Annotated in this window: 17 protein-coding genes; 6 read left to right on the top strand and 11 right to left on the bottom strand. The window is 68.1% G+C overall.

Annotated elements, in window-relative coordinates; genetic code table 11:
- Positions 1 to 166 precede the first annotated feature (166 nt).
- Entirely contained in the window at positions 167 to 460 is a 294-nt protein-coding gene (gene ricR / locus ACXPWS_RS30165; protein WP_458713752.1) for a copper-sensing transcriptional repressor RicR, read from the bottom strand.
- Positions 461 to 472: 12 nt separating this feature from the next.
- Positions 473 to 1,045 (bottom strand): DUF305 domain-containing protein, encoded by a 573-nt coding sequence (locus tag ACXPWS_RS30170; RefSeq protein WP_458710165.1) that lies wholly within the window; start codon positions 1,043 to 1,045, stop codon positions 473 to 475.
- A gap of 82 nt (positions 1,046 to 1,127) precedes the next feature.
- Here ACXPWS_RS30170 and ilvD point away from each other — a divergent pair, with 82 nt between their 5' ends.
- Positions 1,128 to 2,825: a dihydroxy-acid dehydratase gene (gene ilvD / locus ACXPWS_RS30175; protein WP_458710166.1), complete on the top strand. Its 1,698-nt coding sequence runs from the start codon at positions 1,128 to 1,130 to the stop codon at positions 2,823 to 2,825.
- Positions 2,826 to 2,997: 172 nt separating this feature from the next.
- Entirely contained in the window at positions 2,998 to 3,672 is a 675-nt protein-coding gene (locus ACXPWS_RS30180; protein ID WP_458710167.1) for a Crp/Fnr family transcriptional regulator, read from the top strand.
- Positions 3,673 to 3,674: 2 nt separating this feature from the next.
- Here ACXPWS_RS30180 and ACXPWS_RS30185 read toward each other — a convergent pair whose 3' ends face one another.
- Genes ACXPWS_RS30185 through ACXPWS_RS30205 form a run of 5 tightly spaced genes read right to left on the bottom strand, consistent with a single transcriptional unit; the run spans position 3,675 to position 7,446 of the window.
- Positions 3,675 to 4,322: an O-methyltransferase gene (locus tag ACXPWS_RS30185; protein WP_458710168.1), complete on the bottom strand. Its 648-nt coding sequence runs from the start codon at positions 4,320 to 4,322 to the stop codon at positions 3,675 to 3,677.
- Positions 4,322 to 4,750, bottom strand: a complete 429-nt coding sequence (locus tag ACXPWS_RS30190; RefSeq protein WP_458713753.1) for a TIGR04338 family metallohydrolase — start codon at positions 4,748 to 4,750, stop codon at positions 4,322 to 4,324. The genes ACXPWS_RS30185 and ACXPWS_RS30190 overlap by 1 nt, the downstream gene beginning before the upstream one ends.
- Before the next feature lie 56 nt (positions 4,751 to 4,806).
- Complete coding sequence (locus ACXPWS_RS30195) at positions 4,807 to 5,547, bottom strand: DUF2786 domain-containing protein (protein ID WP_458710169.1); 741 nt, start codon at positions 5,545 to 5,547, stop codon at positions 4,807 to 4,809.
- A gap of 31 nt (positions 5,548 to 5,578) precedes the next feature.
- Positions 5,579 to 6,568 (bottom strand): alpha/beta hydrolase family protein, encoded by a 990-nt coding sequence (locus ACXPWS_RS30200; protein WP_458713754.1) that lies wholly within the window; start codon positions 6,566 to 6,568, stop codon positions 5,579 to 5,581.
- A gap of 29 nt (positions 6,569 to 6,597) precedes the next feature.
- Positions 6,598 to 7,446, bottom strand: coding sequence for a lysophospholipase (locus ACXPWS_RS30205; protein WP_458710170.1), 849 nt, complete (start codon positions 7,444 to 7,446; stop codon positions 6,598 to 6,600).
- Positions 7,447 to 7,471: 25 nt separating this feature from the next.
- Between ACXPWS_RS30205 and ACXPWS_RS30210 the strand changes: the two genes are divergently transcribed.
- Complete coding sequence (locus ACXPWS_RS30210) at positions 7,472 to 8,485, top strand: sigma-70 family RNA polymerase sigma factor (RefSeq protein ID WP_458710171.1); 1,014 nt, start codon at positions 7,472 to 7,474, stop codon at positions 8,483 to 8,485.
- 44 nt (positions 8,486 to 8,529) lie between these two features.
- Here ACXPWS_RS30210 and ACXPWS_RS30215 read toward each other — a convergent pair whose 3' ends face one another.
- On the bottom strand, positions 8,530 to 9,018 hold the full coding sequence (locus tag ACXPWS_RS30215; RefSeq protein ID WP_458710172.1) for a VOC family protein: 489 nt from the start codon (positions 9,016 to 9,018) through the stop codon (positions 8,530 to 8,532).
- A gap of 128 nt (positions 9,019 to 9,146) precedes the next feature.
- Between ACXPWS_RS30215 and ACXPWS_RS30220 the strand changes: the two genes are divergently transcribed.
- Positions 9,147 to 10,271: an NDMA-dependent alcohol dehydrogenase gene (locus ACXPWS_RS30220; protein ID WP_458710173.1), complete on the top strand. Its 1,125-nt coding sequence runs from the start codon at positions 9,147 to 9,149 to the stop codon at positions 10,269 to 10,271.
- A 54-nt stretch (positions 10,272 to 10,325) separates the two neighbouring features.
- Here the strand turns inward: ACXPWS_RS30220 and ACXPWS_RS30225 are convergent, their stop codons facing one another.
- Positions 10,326 to 11,102 carry an SDR family NAD(P)-dependent oxidoreductase gene (locus ACXPWS_RS30225; RefSeq protein ID WP_458710174.1) on the bottom strand — a complete coding sequence of 259 codons (777 nt, stop codon included), beginning with the start codon at positions 11,100 to 11,102 and terminating at the stop codon, positions 10,326 to 10,328.
- A gap of 117 nt (positions 11,103 to 11,219) precedes the next feature.
- Here ACXPWS_RS30225 and ACXPWS_RS30230 point away from each other — a divergent pair, with 117 nt between their 5' ends.
- Entirely contained in the window at positions 11,220 to 12,773 is a 1,554-nt protein-coding gene (locus ACXPWS_RS30230; RefSeq protein WP_458710175.1) for a methyltransferase regulatory domain-containing protein, read from the top strand.
- A 7-nt stretch (positions 12,774 to 12,780) separates the two neighbouring features.
- On the opposite strand, the gene ACXPWS_RS30235 is transcribed toward ACXPWS_RS30230, so the two are convergent.
- Positions 12,781 to 13,395: a maleylpyruvate isomerase family mycothiol-dependent enzyme gene (locus ACXPWS_RS30235; protein WP_458710176.1), complete on the bottom strand. Its 615-nt coding sequence runs from the start codon at positions 13,393 to 13,395 to the stop codon at positions 12,781 to 12,783.
- A gap of 4 nt (positions 13,396 to 13,399) precedes the next feature.
- The gene (locus ACXPWS_RS30240) at positions 13,400 to 13,852 is read right to left on the bottom strand and encodes a MarR family winged helix-turn-helix transcriptional regulator (RefSeq protein ID WP_458710177.1); all 453 of its coding nucleotides are present in this window, start codon (positions 13,850 to 13,852) and stop codon (positions 13,400 to 13,402) included.
- 69 nt (positions 13,853 to 13,921) lie between these two features.
- Between ACXPWS_RS30240 and ACXPWS_RS30245 the strand changes: the two genes are divergently transcribed.
- Entirely contained in the window at positions 13,922 to 14,683 is a 762-nt protein-coding gene (locus ACXPWS_RS30245; RefSeq protein ID WP_458710178.1) for a pirin family protein, read from the top strand.
- Positions 14,684 to 14,830 lie beyond the last annotated feature (147 nt).

Raw genomic sequence — 14,830 nt, forward strand, 5'->3', positions numbered from 1 at the left:
TCCAGTACATTTCTGCTGACCAGTGTGGCACAGCGCCAGGACCCTTTTAGCCCTGGCGAGGCCGGGCGAACCCCTCTTCTCCACCCGGCCGACGCCACTGACCTGGGGGTTTAATCGCCGGCCGGGCGTACGGCGTTACCGACTGTGATGTTTGCGCAGCCCTGGCTCAGGATCGGACCAGCCGGGCGATGGCCGCCGACGCCTCGGCGAGCTTGGCGTCGGCCTGCTGCCCGCCCTCGGCGACCGCCTGGGTGACGCAGTGACCCAGGTGCTCATCCAGCAGGCCAAGGGCGACGGACTGCAGCGCACTGTTGACGGCGCTGATCTGGGTGAGGATGTCGATGCAGTACTTGTCGTCATCGATCATCTTGGCGATGCCGCGGACCTGCCCCTCGATCCGGCGCAGCCGTTTGGCGTAATTGTCCTTCTGCGGCGAGTAGCCGTGCTCACCGGCGTTCACATTTTCCACTGGTCACCCCACCATCTGCTGCATCTGCTGTATCTGTGCCTGACGGGTGGCCTCGATCGAGCGAGCCAGGGTCTGGCCGTCGACGTTGTGCCCGCCGGTGATCTCGGTCTGGGCCAGCTCGATGACGGCCCGGTGCAGGCCGAGCATCGACTGCAACCACAGTGTGTCGAACTCCTTGCCGTGTAGCGACTCGAGCCGCCCGACGGTGGCCGGATCGAGTGCGCCGGGCGCCGCCGGGTTCGGCGCTGCGGGCGGCCCCGCACCGTCGTTCCACTGCACCAACAGCACTTTGACGGTGTCGCGTTCGCTCTGCTGCCCGGCGGCGATGGTCGCGGCCAGGGTGACCAGCCGGGCGTCGGCCGCCCGGCTGGGGGCCAGCCCGGCCAGCTCGATGGCCTGCTGCTGGAGCTGCATCAGATTGGTGCCGAATGCGGTGTCCTCGGCATTGCTGCCGGCGGGCGCCTCGGTGATCACCGGCGCCTGGCCGGTCGAGGCGGGCGCGGCCGGCTCGTTGCCGGCGCAGCCGCCCAGCGCCAAGGCGGCCGCGGTCAGGACCGCCGGGAGGACAACGCGCATGCCAACCACCCTACCGGGTACCCCTGCGGGGTATGCGAATTTGGTTTGGGCCGGTAACGACCCCGAAGGCATACTTACTCCCATGTCCTCAGCCCCAGACATCAAGCCCCGCAGTCGCGACGTCACCGACGGCCTGGAGAAGACCGCCGCCCGCGGCATGCTGCGCGCCGTCGGGATGGGCGATGACGACTGGGCCAAACCGCAGATCGGTGTCGGCTCGTCGTGGAACGAGATCACCCCCTGCAACATGTCCCTGCAGCGGCTGGCGCAGGCCGTCAAGGCCGGTGTGCACGCCGGCGGCGGCTACCCGCTGGAGTTCGGCACCATCTCGGTGTCCGACGGGATCTCGATGGGCCACGAGGGCATGCACTTCTCGCTGGTGTCCCGCGAGGTCATCGCCGACAGCGTCGAGACCGTGATGCAGGCCGAGCGCCTCGACGGATCGGTGCTGCTGGCCGGCTGCGACAAGTCGATCCCCGGCATGCTGATGGCGGCTGCGCGGCTGAACCTGGCAAGCGTCTTCCTGTACAACGGCTCGATCATGCCGGGCCTGGCCAAGCTGACCGACGGCTCGGAGAAGGAAGTCACCATCATCGACGCCTTCGAGGCGGTCGGGGCGTGTGCGCGCGGGCTGATGTCGCGTGCGGATGTCGACATCATCGAGCGCGCCATCTGTCCGGGTGAGGGCGCCTGCGGCGGCATGTACACCGCCAACACCATGGCCTCGGCCGCCGAGGCACTGGGTATGTCGTTGCCGGGCAGTGCATCTCCGGTCGCCATCGACAAGCGCCGCGACGAGTACGCGCGCCGCTCCGGCGAAGCGGTGGTCGGGATGCTGCGCCGCGGGATCACCACCCGCGACATCCTCACCAAGGAGGCGTTCGAGAACGCCATCGCCGTGGTGATGGCGTTCGGCGGTTCCACCAACGCGGTGCTGCACCTGCTGGCCATCGCGTGGGAGGCCGGGGTCGAACTGACGCTGGCGGACTTCACCCGGGTCGGGCAGAAGGTCCCGCACCTGGCCGACGTGAAACCGTTCGGCGCCTACGTGATGAAGCACGTCGACGAGATCGGCGGCGTGCCGGTGGTGATGCGCGCGCTGCTCGATGCCGGCCTGCTGCACGGGGATTGCCTCACCGTCACCGGTGAGACGATGGCCCAGAACCTGGCGCACATCGAGCCGCCGGACCCCGACGGCAAGGTGCTCCGCGCCATGAACAACCCGATCCACCCGACCGGGGGCATCACCATCCTGCACGGATCGCTGGCGCCCGAGGGTGCGGTGGTCAAGTCCGCAGGTTTCGACTCCGACGTGTTCGAGGGCACCGCACGGGTTTTCGAGCGGGAGCGGGCGGCGCTGGATGCGCTCGAGGACGGCACCATCACCCACGGCGACGTCGTCGTCATCCGTTACGAGGGCCCCAAGGGCGGTCCCGGTATGCGCGAGATGCTGGCCATCACCGGCGCCATCAAGGGTGCCGGGCTGGGCAAGGACGTGCTGCTGATGACCGACGGGCGGTTCTCCGGTGGCACGACGGGCCTGTGCGTCGGGCACATCGCGCCGGAGGCCGTCGACGGCGGGCCGATCGCCTTCGTCCGCGACGGTGACCGGATCCGTCTCGACGTCGCCAACGGCACCTTGGACCTGTTGGTCGACGAGGCCGAATTCGAGTCCCGCAAGGCCGGTTTCGAGCCGCTGCCCCCGGTCTACAAGACCGGCGTGCTGGCCAAGTACACCAAACTGGTGGGGTCGGCGGCGGTCGGCGCGGTCTGCAGTTAGCTCACCGGTCGCGAGTGTGCGGGTCTGCACACCGACACGCCGCCGGCGGCGGGCATTTTGCGCACGCTCGCCGCACCGCGCCCAGCGATGGCGTGGCCTGCATCTCCTGTACTGTGACAGCGAGAGATGGGCCACAACAACACAGCATTGAGATGCACGGAAAGAGCCTTCGGTGAATGACGTTCTTGCGCGGTCCGGCATCTTCCAGGGCGTTGCTCCCGATGCTGCCGCCGCCCTGATCGGGCAATTGCAGCAGGTCTCGTTCCCGCGTGGGCACGCCGTGTTCGTCGAGGGTGAGCCCGGCGACCGGCTGTACATCATCGTCGAAGGCAAGGTGAAGATCGGGCGCCGCACCGCGGACGGCCGGGAAAGCCTGATCACCGTGATGGGCCCGTCGGACATGTTCGGTGAGCTCGCACTGTTCGACCCGGGTCCGCGGACCTCCACGGTGACCGCCCTGACCGAGCTGCGCGCCGTCACGATGGACCGGGAGGCGCTGCACGCCTGGGTACTGGGCCGGCCCGAGATCGCCGAACAACTGCTGCGGGTGCTGGCCCGGCGACTGCGCCGCACCAACAGCGCGCTGTCCGACCTGATCTTCACCGACGTGCCCGGCCGGGTGGCCAAGCAGCTGCTCGACATCGCCATGCGGTTCGGCCGCCAGGAGGGCAACGTCCTGCACGTCACCCATGAGCTCACCCAGGAAGAGCTGGCCCAATTGGTGGGCGCGTCACGCGAGACGGTGAACAAGGCCCTGTCCGATTTCGCCCAACGCGGCTGGATCAAGTTGCAGGGCAAGACAATCCTGATCTACGACTCGGCCCGGCTGGCGCAGCGCGCCAAGTAGGTCTATTTGACCACGGCGACGGCGAACCCGTCCCAGCCCTTGGTGCCGACGGTCTGGATGGCAGCGGTGTCCAGCCGGGGATGGCGTCCCATCATGTCCAGCATGTCGCGGACCGCACGCGCCTGGACATCGCCGGGTTCGGGTTCCAGCACCCGGCCCATTCTGGTGACGTTGTCCACCACGACGACGGCACCGGGCGACGCCAATTGCAGTGCCCACTCGATGTAGGCGATGTTGTTCTCCTTGTCGGCGTCGATGAAGAAGAAGTCGAACGGACCGTCCAACGTTGGCAAGGTGTCCAGCGCCGCGCCGACGATCACCTGCACCCGGTCCGCCACGCCGGCCCGGTCCAGATTCCTGCGTGCCACCTCGGCGTGCCTGGGGTCGAATTCCAGCGTGACGACCCGCCCCTGCGGGCCGGCGCCGCGGGCCAGACAGATCGTCGAATAACCGGCCAGCGTGCCGATTTCGAGCACCCGCCGGGCGCCCGCGATCCGCACCAGCAACTCCAGCAGGTGACCGTGTTGCGCGGACACCTCGATCGCGGGCATCGACTCCGCCACCGTGGATGCACGTGCCGCACGCAAGGAGTCGTCCTCGGTATGCAACAACTCACCGAACAACGCGTCGACCGCCACCGGATCAGCCATCACCGCACCCCTTCCTTCGCATAGACCACCCGCAGTACATGCTGCACCTCCGGCCCCATCACCGCACCGGCCAGATCACCGAACGTCGTGACGAACTCGCTGCCGTGCGGTGCGCCCTCGGTGCACAGATGATGGGCGAGCTCGTGCAGCACCACCAGTTCCCGCAACGCCCAGGTGGTGTGGCGCTCCGGCACGGCCATGGTCGAGGTGTCGGCGTCGTAATGTGCCGCGGTCAGTCCACGCCGGGCCCGGACCGCCACCGGACCGGCGTGCGGCCACCGCTGCCGCACAGCGGGCAACGCCAGCACCTGTTCGACATAACGGCGCACCGCGTCCAGCGAACCGAACCGGCCCTCGGGCGGCAACGTCAACGCGGTACCGAAGAAGTCCACCGCACCGCTGCCGCGCTGGGCGGCGCGGTCGAACATGGTCCGGACAAACCCTTCGGCGGCATACACTTTCGCCCGCTGGGTATCGCGATCGGTCACGGCGACAGTCGGCGGCGCCCGCCCGGCAACTCCTGGCTGGGCCCCAGCCTGGCTCGCTTGCCGGCCCGGTCACCGGCCCGCCGGGCGGCCGAGGAGTAACCCGCCGAGGCGCTGCTGGCCCGCCAGGTGCCGCGCGCCGACGACGTCTCGCGGTAGAACGATTTCAGCTCAAGATCCTTGTTGCGCAGGGCGAGCGCCGTGCCGGGCCGGTCCTGACGATCCGCCTCGCGTTCGGCGTCGGCCTTGGCCTCGGCCAGCCGCTGACCGACCCGGGCGCCGAAGGCCAGCTGGAAATTCAGCCGCGCGGTAATGGTCGGTGTCGGGCGGTGCGCACCCGAGCCGATATAGGCCTCGGATGCCTTGACCATCTGCGTGACCAGGCTGGCGTACAGGGCGTGGGTGGCGTCGATGTCCTCGGCGAAACCGTATGCGTGCACGTAGGTCGAGTTGGTCGCGACATCGCATTTCAGGTCGTTGGCCAGACCGATGACCACGAACAGTTGCACATAGGTGCGCAGGCCCTTGGTGCCGGCCGGCCCGATGGTGATGGTGCGTTGCTCGGGCATCTGCGCCCTGGTGCGTTCCGAGGAATGCGCGCGGGCCAGGGCCAGGTCGATGGAGGTCGCCGTGGCCAACCGCTGGGCGGCCGCCATGAAGGCCTCGGCTTCATGCGGGTTGTCGGTGCCCTCGGCCTGGCGCAGCAGGGCCGCGATCCGGACCAGCATCTTGTCGCTCATGGTCGCCAGGTTAACGGTCCACTCCGACAGCCTATTTGGTGACGAAGGTGTTCAGCGCATCGGTCAATTGGTGGGATAATGGCGCCTTCTTCGCATAGTTGGCGACGTTGTCGCTCGGGTCGTCGCGCAGTACGTGGTTGACGCCGGTGAGCGGGACCACCGTCAACGCGGTGTGTTTGAGCGCGGCGATAAGCGCCTGTTCGTCGCCGCAGCGGGCCTGGTTGTCGGCGTCCGAGCAGGTGAGTAGCACCGCGGTGGCGGCGGGAACCTTGCCGGCCAGCACAATCGGGTCGATGGCGTCGGCCTCCACCACGGCCTTGACGTTCTTGGCGTTGAGGATCGCCGAGAGTCCCTCGGGCAGCTGCTCCGGTGCGGTGTGCTGGGTCCTGGCCTGGACCACCGCCGCGTTCCAGGCCGCGACGACGGCGTCGGCCTGCTCCCTGGTCTTGGCACCGGAGGTGACCGCGGCGTCCACGTCGGCGTGCACCCGCCCGGTGATGATGTCCAGGTAGCGTCCCGACAGCGGCTGGAACAGCCCGAGAGCGTGGATCTTCGGCGCATCGGGGGCGGTGTCCGCCGCCAGGTTCATCGCGTGAATGGTGCCCTCGCCCAACGCATATACCGACAGCCGCGCGGTGTCGACGCCGGGCCGGCCGGCCAGGAACCTGATGGCCGCGCGGGCGCCGGTGGAGTAGACCGCGCTGCCCACCTCGGTCGGGTGATCCTTGAACTTGCCCAGTCCGGTCTTGCCGGTGCCCACCTTGTCGTAGCGCAGCGTGGCGATGCCGTGGTCGGACAGGTATTCGGCGAGCTGGCGCATGTTGCCCACCGGGCCGGCCACCGCGTTGTCGCCGTTGCGGTCGGTCTGGCCGCTCTCGGAGATCAGCAGCGCGGCGGGACCGGAGCTGCCCTGGTGGCGGAACGTGCCGTGGATCGTCAGCCCGTCGGCGTCGAAGCTGACCTCCTCGTCGGTCCAGCCGGTCGGCGCCTTGCTCTGCGACGAGCAACCCGCGACCAGCATCAGTGCGGCCACCAGCAACAGCAGCCGTCTCACAACCGGGTCTCGATCCAGGTCGTCACGTCGTCGAGCACGACGGCGCGCTCGGGTTCGTTGAACACCTCGTGATACAGCTCGGGGTACACCTTGAGGTTGACGTCGGCCGAGGCGACACATTCCACCAACCGCTCGCTGCCGGCCACCGGGATCAGCTTGTCCTGGCCGCCGTGTACCACCAGCAGCGGGGCGGTCAGCGCGGATGCCCGCTGCGGCATGGTCTCGCCCACCCCGATCAGCGCCTTGGCGATACCGGCGGGCAGCTTGCCGTGGTGCACCAGCGGATCCGCCTCATACGCCGCCACCACTTGCGGATCGCGCGAGACGGCGTCGGCGGGCAGGTTCTCCACCGGCAGGCCGGGCAGCAGGCTGCCGACCACCTTGGCAACGGCGATCATCACCGGGGACACCGCGTCCTGGGCGTACACCGCGGGACCGGACAGCACCATTGCCGCGTAGTCGTCGGGATGCTCGACGCCGTAGGAGAAGACGACGCCGCCGCCCATGCTGTGCCCGAGCACCACCCGCTTGAGTTCGGGGTGCGCGGCGGTGGCCAGCCCGACCAGGTGGTGGAAATCGGCGGTGTACTCGCCGATGTCCTTAAGGTAGACGCGTTTGCCCCCGGAGCGGCCGTGCCCGCGCAGATCCAGGGCATAGGTCAGCAATCCGGCTTCGCCGAAGCGCTGCGCCACGTGGTTGTACCGACGGGCGTGTTCGGCGTACCCGTGACAGAGCACGACCAGACCTTTGGGGCCGGACGGCCCGGTGTCGGGCGTCCAGACGTCGTAGACGATGCGGGTGCCCCCGACGCCGTCGAAACTGCTTTCAGTGCGTGTGGTGACCACCCGACGAGCGTAACGGGGTGACGCGTTGTCGGTACCGGTGCGTAAACTCGCCGTCGTGAGCGTCGTCACAGAAATCGGAAGCCATTCCGCGAAGGCGGACTCCCCCGACGCGTTCCTCGCCGACGCGCAGCAGTACCGGCGCGAGCTGCTGGCGCACTGCTACCGGATGACGGGCTCGGTGCACGACGCCGAGGACCTGGTACAGGAGACCTTCCTGCGGGCGTGGAAGTCCTATGGCGGTTTCGAGGGCAAGTCCTCGGTCCGTACGTGGCTCTACCGCATCGCCACCAACACCTGCCTGACGGCCATCGAGAACAAGCAGCGCCGGCCGCTGCCGTCGGGGCTGGGCACGGACAGTTCCGATCCCACCACCGAGATCCTCGAGCACCACGAGGTGCCGTGGCTGGAACCGCTCCCGGACACCGCCGAGGTGGTGGAGTCCAAGGAGTCGGTGCGGCTGGCGTTCGTCGCCGCACTGCAGCACCTGTCCCCGCGGCAGCGTGCGGTACTGGTGTTGCGCGATGTGTTGCAGTGGCGCGCAGCCGAAGTCGCCGATGCGATCGGTTCATCGACGGCCGCGGTGAACAGCCTGCTGCAGCGGGCCCGCGCTCAGCTGGACGAGGTCGGCCCCAATGAGGACAACACGCTCGCGGCACCGGAATCACAAGAAGCGCAGGAGCAGCTCGGCCGCTATATTGCCGCGTTCGAGGCCTACGACATCGACAAGCTGGTGCAGCTGTTCACCGAGGAGGCCATCTGGGAGATGCCTCCGTTCGACACCTGGTACCGCGGGCCGGAGGCCATCGGCCTGCTGTCGAAACACAAGTGCCCCGCGGAGCGGGCCGGCGATATGCGATTCATCGCCACTACCGCCAACGGCCAGCCCGCGGCGGCGATGTACCTGCGCAATCCGCAGACCGGCGTGCACGAGGCGTTCCAGCTGCATGTCCTCGATGTGACCGCGGCCGGGATCTCTCATGTGGTGGCGTTCATGGAGCCGCGGCTGTTCGCGACGTTCGGGCTGCCCCCGCAGCTCTGAGGGTCGGCGCCGTATCCGGTGACTGAACCCGACTTTCGAGGGCGCTATCCGCGCGCGGCGGCCTGCAACCCCGCGATGTCGAACTTGCCGAACGTCGACAGCACGGCGTTCATCAGTCGGTCCTGGGATGCGGCGTCACTCTCTTCGAGCAGGTCGTAGTACTCGGTCGGGGTGATCTGCCAGGACAGCCCGAACTTGTCCTTCAACCAGCCGCAGGGCTGTTCGGATCCACCGTCGACGAGCGCGGCCCACAGCCGGTCGAGCTCGGCCTGGCCGGTCACCCGCACCTCGAGCGAGACGGCCTCGGAGAAGGTGAACTGCGGTCCGCCGTTGATCCCGACGAATCGCTGACCGGCGAGTTCGAACTCGACCACCACCGGGACGTCCTGCGGGGACGGCGACGCCGGATGGGCGGCGATCTTGGTGACGATCCGGCCGTTGCCGCCGAAGGCAGCGATGTAGTGCGCGGCGGCCTCCTCGGCCTGCCGGTCGAACCAGAGGTTGGGCACGATGTGAGCGCTGATCTCAGTCATGACGGATAGACCACAGAACCACACGGGATTCATCGTCGACATTCCGGAACGATTCAGTAAAGCCGATGAATGTGCAGTTCACAGGGTCGATGACCACAAATCTAGAACCTGTTCTATGATCGCATTTTATGAAGACCAAGGGCGCCCTGCTGTGGGAACTCAATTCGCCGTTCACCATCGACGAGATCGACCTCGGTGACCCTGTCGCCGACGAGGTCCAGATCAGGATGCATGCCGCCGGCATGTGCCACTCCGACTACCACATCACCACCGGCGCCACCCCGATCGGTCTGCCCGCACTGGGCGGGCACGAAGGTGCGGGTGTGGTCACCAAGGTCGGCAAGAATGTCACCGGCATCGAGGAGGGCGACCACGTCATCCTCGCGTTCATCCCCGCCTGTGGGGTCTGCCCGCCGTGTCTGAAGGGTTTCCGCTCGCTGTGTGACCGCGGCGCCCTGCTGCTCGGCGGCAAGGCGATCGCCGATGGCACCAGCCGCATCCACGCCGGGGCGCGGGAGGTGTCTCCGATGAACCTGCTGGGCACCTTCGCCCCGTACATGACGGTGCACAAGGATTCCGTGGTCAAGATCGACAAGGACATCCCCTTCGAGACCGCGGCCATCATGGGTTGCGCGGTGCCGACCGGATTCGGTTCGGCCACCAATGTCGCCGAGGTCAAGCCGGGCGAAACCGTCATCGTCGTCGGGGTCGGCGGTATCGGGATGAGCGCCCTGCAGGGCGCGGTGATCTCGGGCGCCAAGCATGTCATCGCGATCGACCCGAACGAATGGAAGCGCGAACAGGCCATCAAATTCGGCGCCACCCACGTCTACCCGTCCATGGCCGAGGCCATCGCACCGGTCATCGACACCACCTTCGGCCTGATGGCCGACAAGGTCATCATCGCCGTCGGGGAGATGAAGGGCGAGTACATCGAAGAGGCGATGATCCTGACCGCCAAGACCGGCACCTGTGTGGTCACCGGGATGGGGTCGATGATGGACGCCGACGTGAAGCTGAACCTCTTCCTGTTCACCATGCTGCAGAAGACGTTGAAGGGCAACATCTTCGGCGGCGGCAGCAGCCATGTGGAGACCCCACGACTGACCGCGCTGTACAAGGCGGGACTGCTGAACATCGACGACATGATCACGCGCACCTACAAGCTCGAAGACATCAACTCCGGCTATCAGGACATGCTGGACGGCAACAACATTCGCGGCGTGATCCGGTTCGACGAGTCGGACTGGTAACCCTCGCACGCAAAAAGGCCCCCGCAAACGCGGGGGCCTTTCGCTTGCGGGTGACTACTTCGGTGGCATCCGGATGCCGCCGTCGACACGGACCACTTCGGCGTTCATGTAGGAGTTGGTGATCAGCTCGATGATCATCGAGGCCAGTTCCTCCGGCTTGCCCAGGCGGTGCGGGAAGAGCACCGACTCGCCGAGCTTGGCCTTAAAGGCTTCCGACGCCTCACCCTCCCCGTAGATCGGGGTGTCGATCAAGCCGGGGGCCACGGTGTTCACGCGGATGCCGACGGCCGACAGGTCCCGGGCGACCGGCAGGGTCAGGCCCACGACACCGCCCTTGGACGACGAGTACGCGGCCTGGCCGATCTGCCCGTCGAAGGCTGCGACGCTGGTGAGGTTGACGATCGCGCCACGCTCGCCGGTGTCGGTCAGCTCGTTGCGGCTCATCGCGGTGGCGGCCAGCCGGATGGCGTCGAACGTGCCGACCAGGTTGATCGCCAGCACCTTCTTGTACACGTCCAGGTTGTGCGCCGACTCGAACTGACCGTCCTTGCCGATGGTGCGCTGGGCCCAGCCGATACCGGCCGAGTTCACCAGGGCGCGCAGCGGGCCGAGATCGGTGGCCGTGTTCACGGCGTCGATGATCTGGTCGGTGTTGGTGACGTCGACGGTGACGAAGACGCCGCCGATCTCGTGCGCCAGTTCCTGTCCGCGTTCGGCGTTGAGGTCGGCGACCACGACCCTGGCGCCCTTGGCGGCCAGCTGACGTGCGGCGGCGGCGCCGATACCCGACGCGCCACCGGTGACGATTGCACTAGCTCCATTGATATCCACGAGCGCAGACTAACCCCTATCCACCGGTGGGTAGGGACAGACCTCCCAGAGCACCTCGAGTTCACCTCGGCGTCGTACCGTGCCTGGAGTTTTGCGCAGGTACAGACAGGAGCCACCTTGACCGACGCCATCGACGCGCTTCGCGGCGACTATGACCGGACGCCGTACGTCTCGAATTCCTTTCCGCAGTCCGCACCGGGGACGCTGGCGGCCGTGGCGCACCTGTTCGGTCTGGAGCCACCGGCCGTCGCGACCGCCCGGGTGCTCGAAATCGGTTGCGCCGCAGGCGGCAACATCATCCCGTTCGCCGCCGCCCAGCCTGCCGCCGAGGTGGTCGGCGTCGACCTGTCCCAGGTGCAGATCGACCTGGGCCGGGCCCGCGCACAGGCGCTGGACGTCGACAATCTGACCCTCATCGCCGGTGATCTCGCGCGGATGGACCTCGCCGCCCTGGGCCGGTTCGACTACGTGATCGCCCACGGGGTGTACAGCTGGGTGCCCGCCGAGGTCGCCGACGCGCTGCTGGCCGCGATCCGCGCCGCGCTGACCGCCGACGGCATCGCCTACGTCAGCTACAACGTGTATCCGGGCTGGAAGTCCAAGGAGGTGGTGCGCGACGCCATGATGCTGGCCAGCGGTGGCAGTCAGACACCGGCGGAGAAGGTACGCCAGGCCCGCGGGATGGCCGACTTCCTGACCGAAGTGGTGCCGCCGACGGGGGTGATGGCCGCCATCCTGGCCGAGTGGCGCGCCTCCGACGACGGCTTCGGCGACTCCTACCTGTTGCACGACGAGCTCGAGGCGTTCAACTCGCCCCGCTACTTCTACGAGGTGCTCGCCCATTCGAACGCACATGGCCTGGCTTTCCTGGGCGAGGCGCGCCCGGAGGTGATGATCCCGGCCAATCACGGACCCGGGGTCGCCGAGTACCTGGCCGCCAACGGTGTCACCGCCCAGGTGTTGGTGGAGCAGTACCTGGACTTCGTCACCAATCGCACCTTCCGGCAGTCGCTGTTCGTGCCCGCCGACCGCGCCCAGCAGATCGACTACAGCCCGGGCGCCGATCGCTTCCGCCGCCTGCACCTGGCCGCCTCGGTGCCGCCGATCGACGGGCCCACCCGGCTGGACACCTCGCGCCAGGAATTCCGGCAGGCCGACGGCGCCACGCTGTTCACCAATGCGCCGGCCATCAAGGCCGGACTGGATGCGTTGACCGCGCGCTGGCCGTGGACGTTGTCCCACGAGGAATTGGTGACGGCCGTAAGCGATCGGCTCATCGCCGCGGGGACGCCGCCGAGCGCCGATCTGGCCGCTCACATCGACGACCTGACCAGCGTGCTGGTCACGCAGGGACAGGCCCATTACCGGCTGGATCCGGTGTTGCCCGACGCGACGGTGGGCGCCGCGGTGCGCATCGACGAATCGGCGCGGCGGGCGGCCGAGCTCACCAAGCATGCCGATGACGCGTCGACGTTCAACCTGTGGCACGAGACGGTGCCCATCGAAGCTTCCGACCGTCTGCTGCTGCCGCTGCTCGACGGGACCCGGGATGACGAGCAGCTGATCGAGGCGCTGCTCGCCGCGGGCGCCGGCACCCGGGATGAGCTCACCGTGCGGGTCGCCACGATGCGTCAGCGACTCTCCGAGATGAAGTTGGTCCGCCTGCAGTGAGGCCTGGTCAACGCAGCAGCGCCACGCCGTCCCCGGCCAGTTCGCCGCTCACCTGCGCGGCCCGGCCCGTCATGGCCAGCAACAGCGCCTCAGCGGTGCCGCGCACCTGCGCTCCCCGGCCTGCCGCCCAGTCCAGATCGGTCGCCGACAACCGCACCCCGCGGGTTCGGCGGGCCGCGCCGATCACCGGGCTGACCCTGGCGTAGGTGAGCGCAACCCGCAGCGCCTCGGGGTCGATGACGCGGGGCAACTGCAGCGGCCGGCGGATGTCCTGCTGGTGGATCAGGCATTCGATGAGTGCCACCCGGCCGCCGTACAACGCGCCCACCCCGGTCGGCCGCGCCCGCTGCCGCATCAGTTCGGCCAGCCGGGCCGGCGCTATCAGGCGGTGGCCGGCGACAGCGTCCGCGTTGAGCCGGTCGATATTCCACCGGTTGGCGAACATGTTCACGGTCAGCGCCATTCGGCTCTGGTCGAGGTACGCGACGGTGTGGGCCACCACATCCCGAACGGTCCAGCCGGCGCACAGGCTCGGTGCGTCCCACTGTGCGGGGGCAAGTGCGTCCAGCAGATCGGCGAACGTCTCCCGCTCGGCGCGGGCCAGGGCACCGACGTACGGCATCGGATCAGTGTGCCTGATCCAGGCGGTCCAGGGCGCGGGCCAGCCACCGGCCCACGGCCGCGGTCTGCGCCGCACCGACGCCGTCGAACAACACCGAGCGCACCAGCGCGACATGGGCCGGCGCGGCGGCGGCCAGCGCCCGGCGACCGGCGGCGGTGATCGCCACGGTGACCCCGCGGCGATCGTCGTCGGCGCCGTGCCGGGCCACCAGGGCGCGGTCGGTCATCCGGCGCAGCTGGTGGGACACCCGGCTCTGCTCCCAGCCGAGCCGGTCACCGAGTTCGTTCATCCGGCAGCCCGGTTGTTCGTCGAGCGCGACGAGCACCCCGTAATCGGCCAGGGACAGCCCGCAGTCGGCCTGCAGCTGGCGGTTCATCGCAGCCTGCAGCCGGGTGCTCATGGCCAGGTAATCACGCCAGATTCGTTGCTGGTCGGACGTCAGCCACATGGAATACATGACACATCATTTAAGTTGTGATGTCCAGTACCGGCACCTAGGCTGGCATCGAATCGCAAGGAGAACCCGATGAGCAGTACCGCAACCATCGACATCCGTCGCGCCGGCGACCGCGCGGCCACCAAGATCTCGTGGCTGGATTCCAAACACTCCTTCTCGTTCAGCGATCACTACGACCCCGCCAACACCCACCACGGTTTGTTGCTGGTCAACAACGACGACCGGGTCGCGCCGGGCGCCGGATTCGAGACCCACCCGCACCGCGATATGGAGATCGTCACCTGGGTGCTACGCGGTTCGCTGGTACACCAGGACTCGACCGGACATTCCGGTGTCATCTATCCCGGACTGGCACAACGGATGTCGGCCGGACGCGGCATCCTGCATTCCGAGAAGAACGACTCCTGGAACCTGACCGGTGGTGAAACCCATTCCGAGCCTGTGCATTTCGTACAGATGTGGGTGGTCCCCGACGAATCCGGCATCACCCCGGGATATCAGCAGCTCGAGATGGACGACGAGCTGTTGCGCGGCGGGCTGGTCACCATCGCCTCGGGCATGCCCGAGCGCCGCAACGACACCGCCATCACCATCGCGAACCGCTTCGCGGCGCTGCACGGTGCCCGGCTGCAACCCGGCGAATCGGTCGAGCTGCCCCAGGCCCCGTATCTGCACCTGTTCGTACCGCGGGGCGAGGTCGCCCTGGAGGGTGCGGGCGCACTGGGCGAGGGTGACGCCGTCCGGCTGACGGCCACCGGCGGCCAGCGGGTCACGGCCACTACCGAGGCCGAGATCCTGGTGTGGGAGATGCATGCCGGCCTGGCCGCATAGCCGCCACGTTGTGCACAGCCTCGCCGCGGCGGTGCTGCTGGCCGGATGTGCGGCCGGCAGCACCCCGGCGGTCTGGTACCGGTGACCGTCACCGTTCCCGACGGCCTCGACCAACGACCCTTCGACACGGCCCGGCAGGCCTTGGTA

This window comes from Mycobacterium sp. BMJ-28 (genome assembly GCF_054404835.1).

What these genes read in the sequence shown, in the direction of transcription:
- ACXPWS_RS30170 (WP_458710165.1), bottom strand. Translation starts at nt 1,045, where the DNA reads ATGCGCGTTGTCCTCCCGGCGGTCCTGACCGCGGCCGCCTTGGCGCTG.
- ilvD (WP_458710166.1), top strand. Translation starts at nt 1,128, where the DNA reads ATGTCCTCAGCCCCAGACATCAAGCCCCGCAGTCGCGACGTCACCGAC.
- ACXPWS_RS30185 (WP_458710168.1), bottom strand. Translation starts at nt 4,322, where the DNA reads ATGGCTGATCCGGTGGCGGTCGACGCGTTGTTCGGTGAGTTGTTGCAT.
- ACXPWS_RS30190 (WP_458713753.1), bottom strand. Translation starts at nt 4,750, where the DNA reads ATGTTCGACCGCGCCGCCCAGCGCGGCAGCGGTGCGGTGGACTTCTTC.
- ACXPWS_RS30195 (WP_458710169.1), bottom strand. Translation starts at nt 5,547, where the DNA reads ATGAGCGACAAGATGCTGGTCCGGATCGCGGCCCTGCTGCGCCAGGCC.
- ACXPWS_RS30200 (WP_458713754.1), bottom strand. Translation starts at nt 6,568, where the DNA reads ATGCTGGTCGCGGGTTGCTCGTCGCAGAGCAAGGCGCCGACCGGCTGG.
- ACXPWS_RS30215 (WP_458710172.1), bottom strand. Translation starts at nt 9,018, where the DNA reads ATGACTGAGATCAGCGCTCACATCGTGCCCAACCTCTGGTTCGACCGG.
- ACXPWS_RS30220 (WP_458710173.1), top strand. Translation starts at nt 9,147, where the DNA reads ATGAAGACCAAGGGCGCCCTGCTGTGGGAACTCAATTCGCCGTTCACC.
- ACXPWS_RS30235 (WP_458710176.1), bottom strand. Translation starts at nt 13,395, where the DNA reads ATGCCGTACGTCGGTGCCCTGGCCCGCGCCGAGCGGGAGACGTTCGCC.
- ACXPWS_RS30240 (WP_458710177.1), bottom strand. Translation starts at nt 13,852, where the DNA reads ATGTATTCCATGTGGCTGACGTCCGACCAGCAACGAATCTGGCGTGAT.
- ACXPWS_RS30245 (WP_458710178.1), top strand. Translation starts at nt 13,922, where the DNA reads ATGAGCAGTACCGCAACCATCGACATCCGTCGCGCCGGCGACCGCGCG.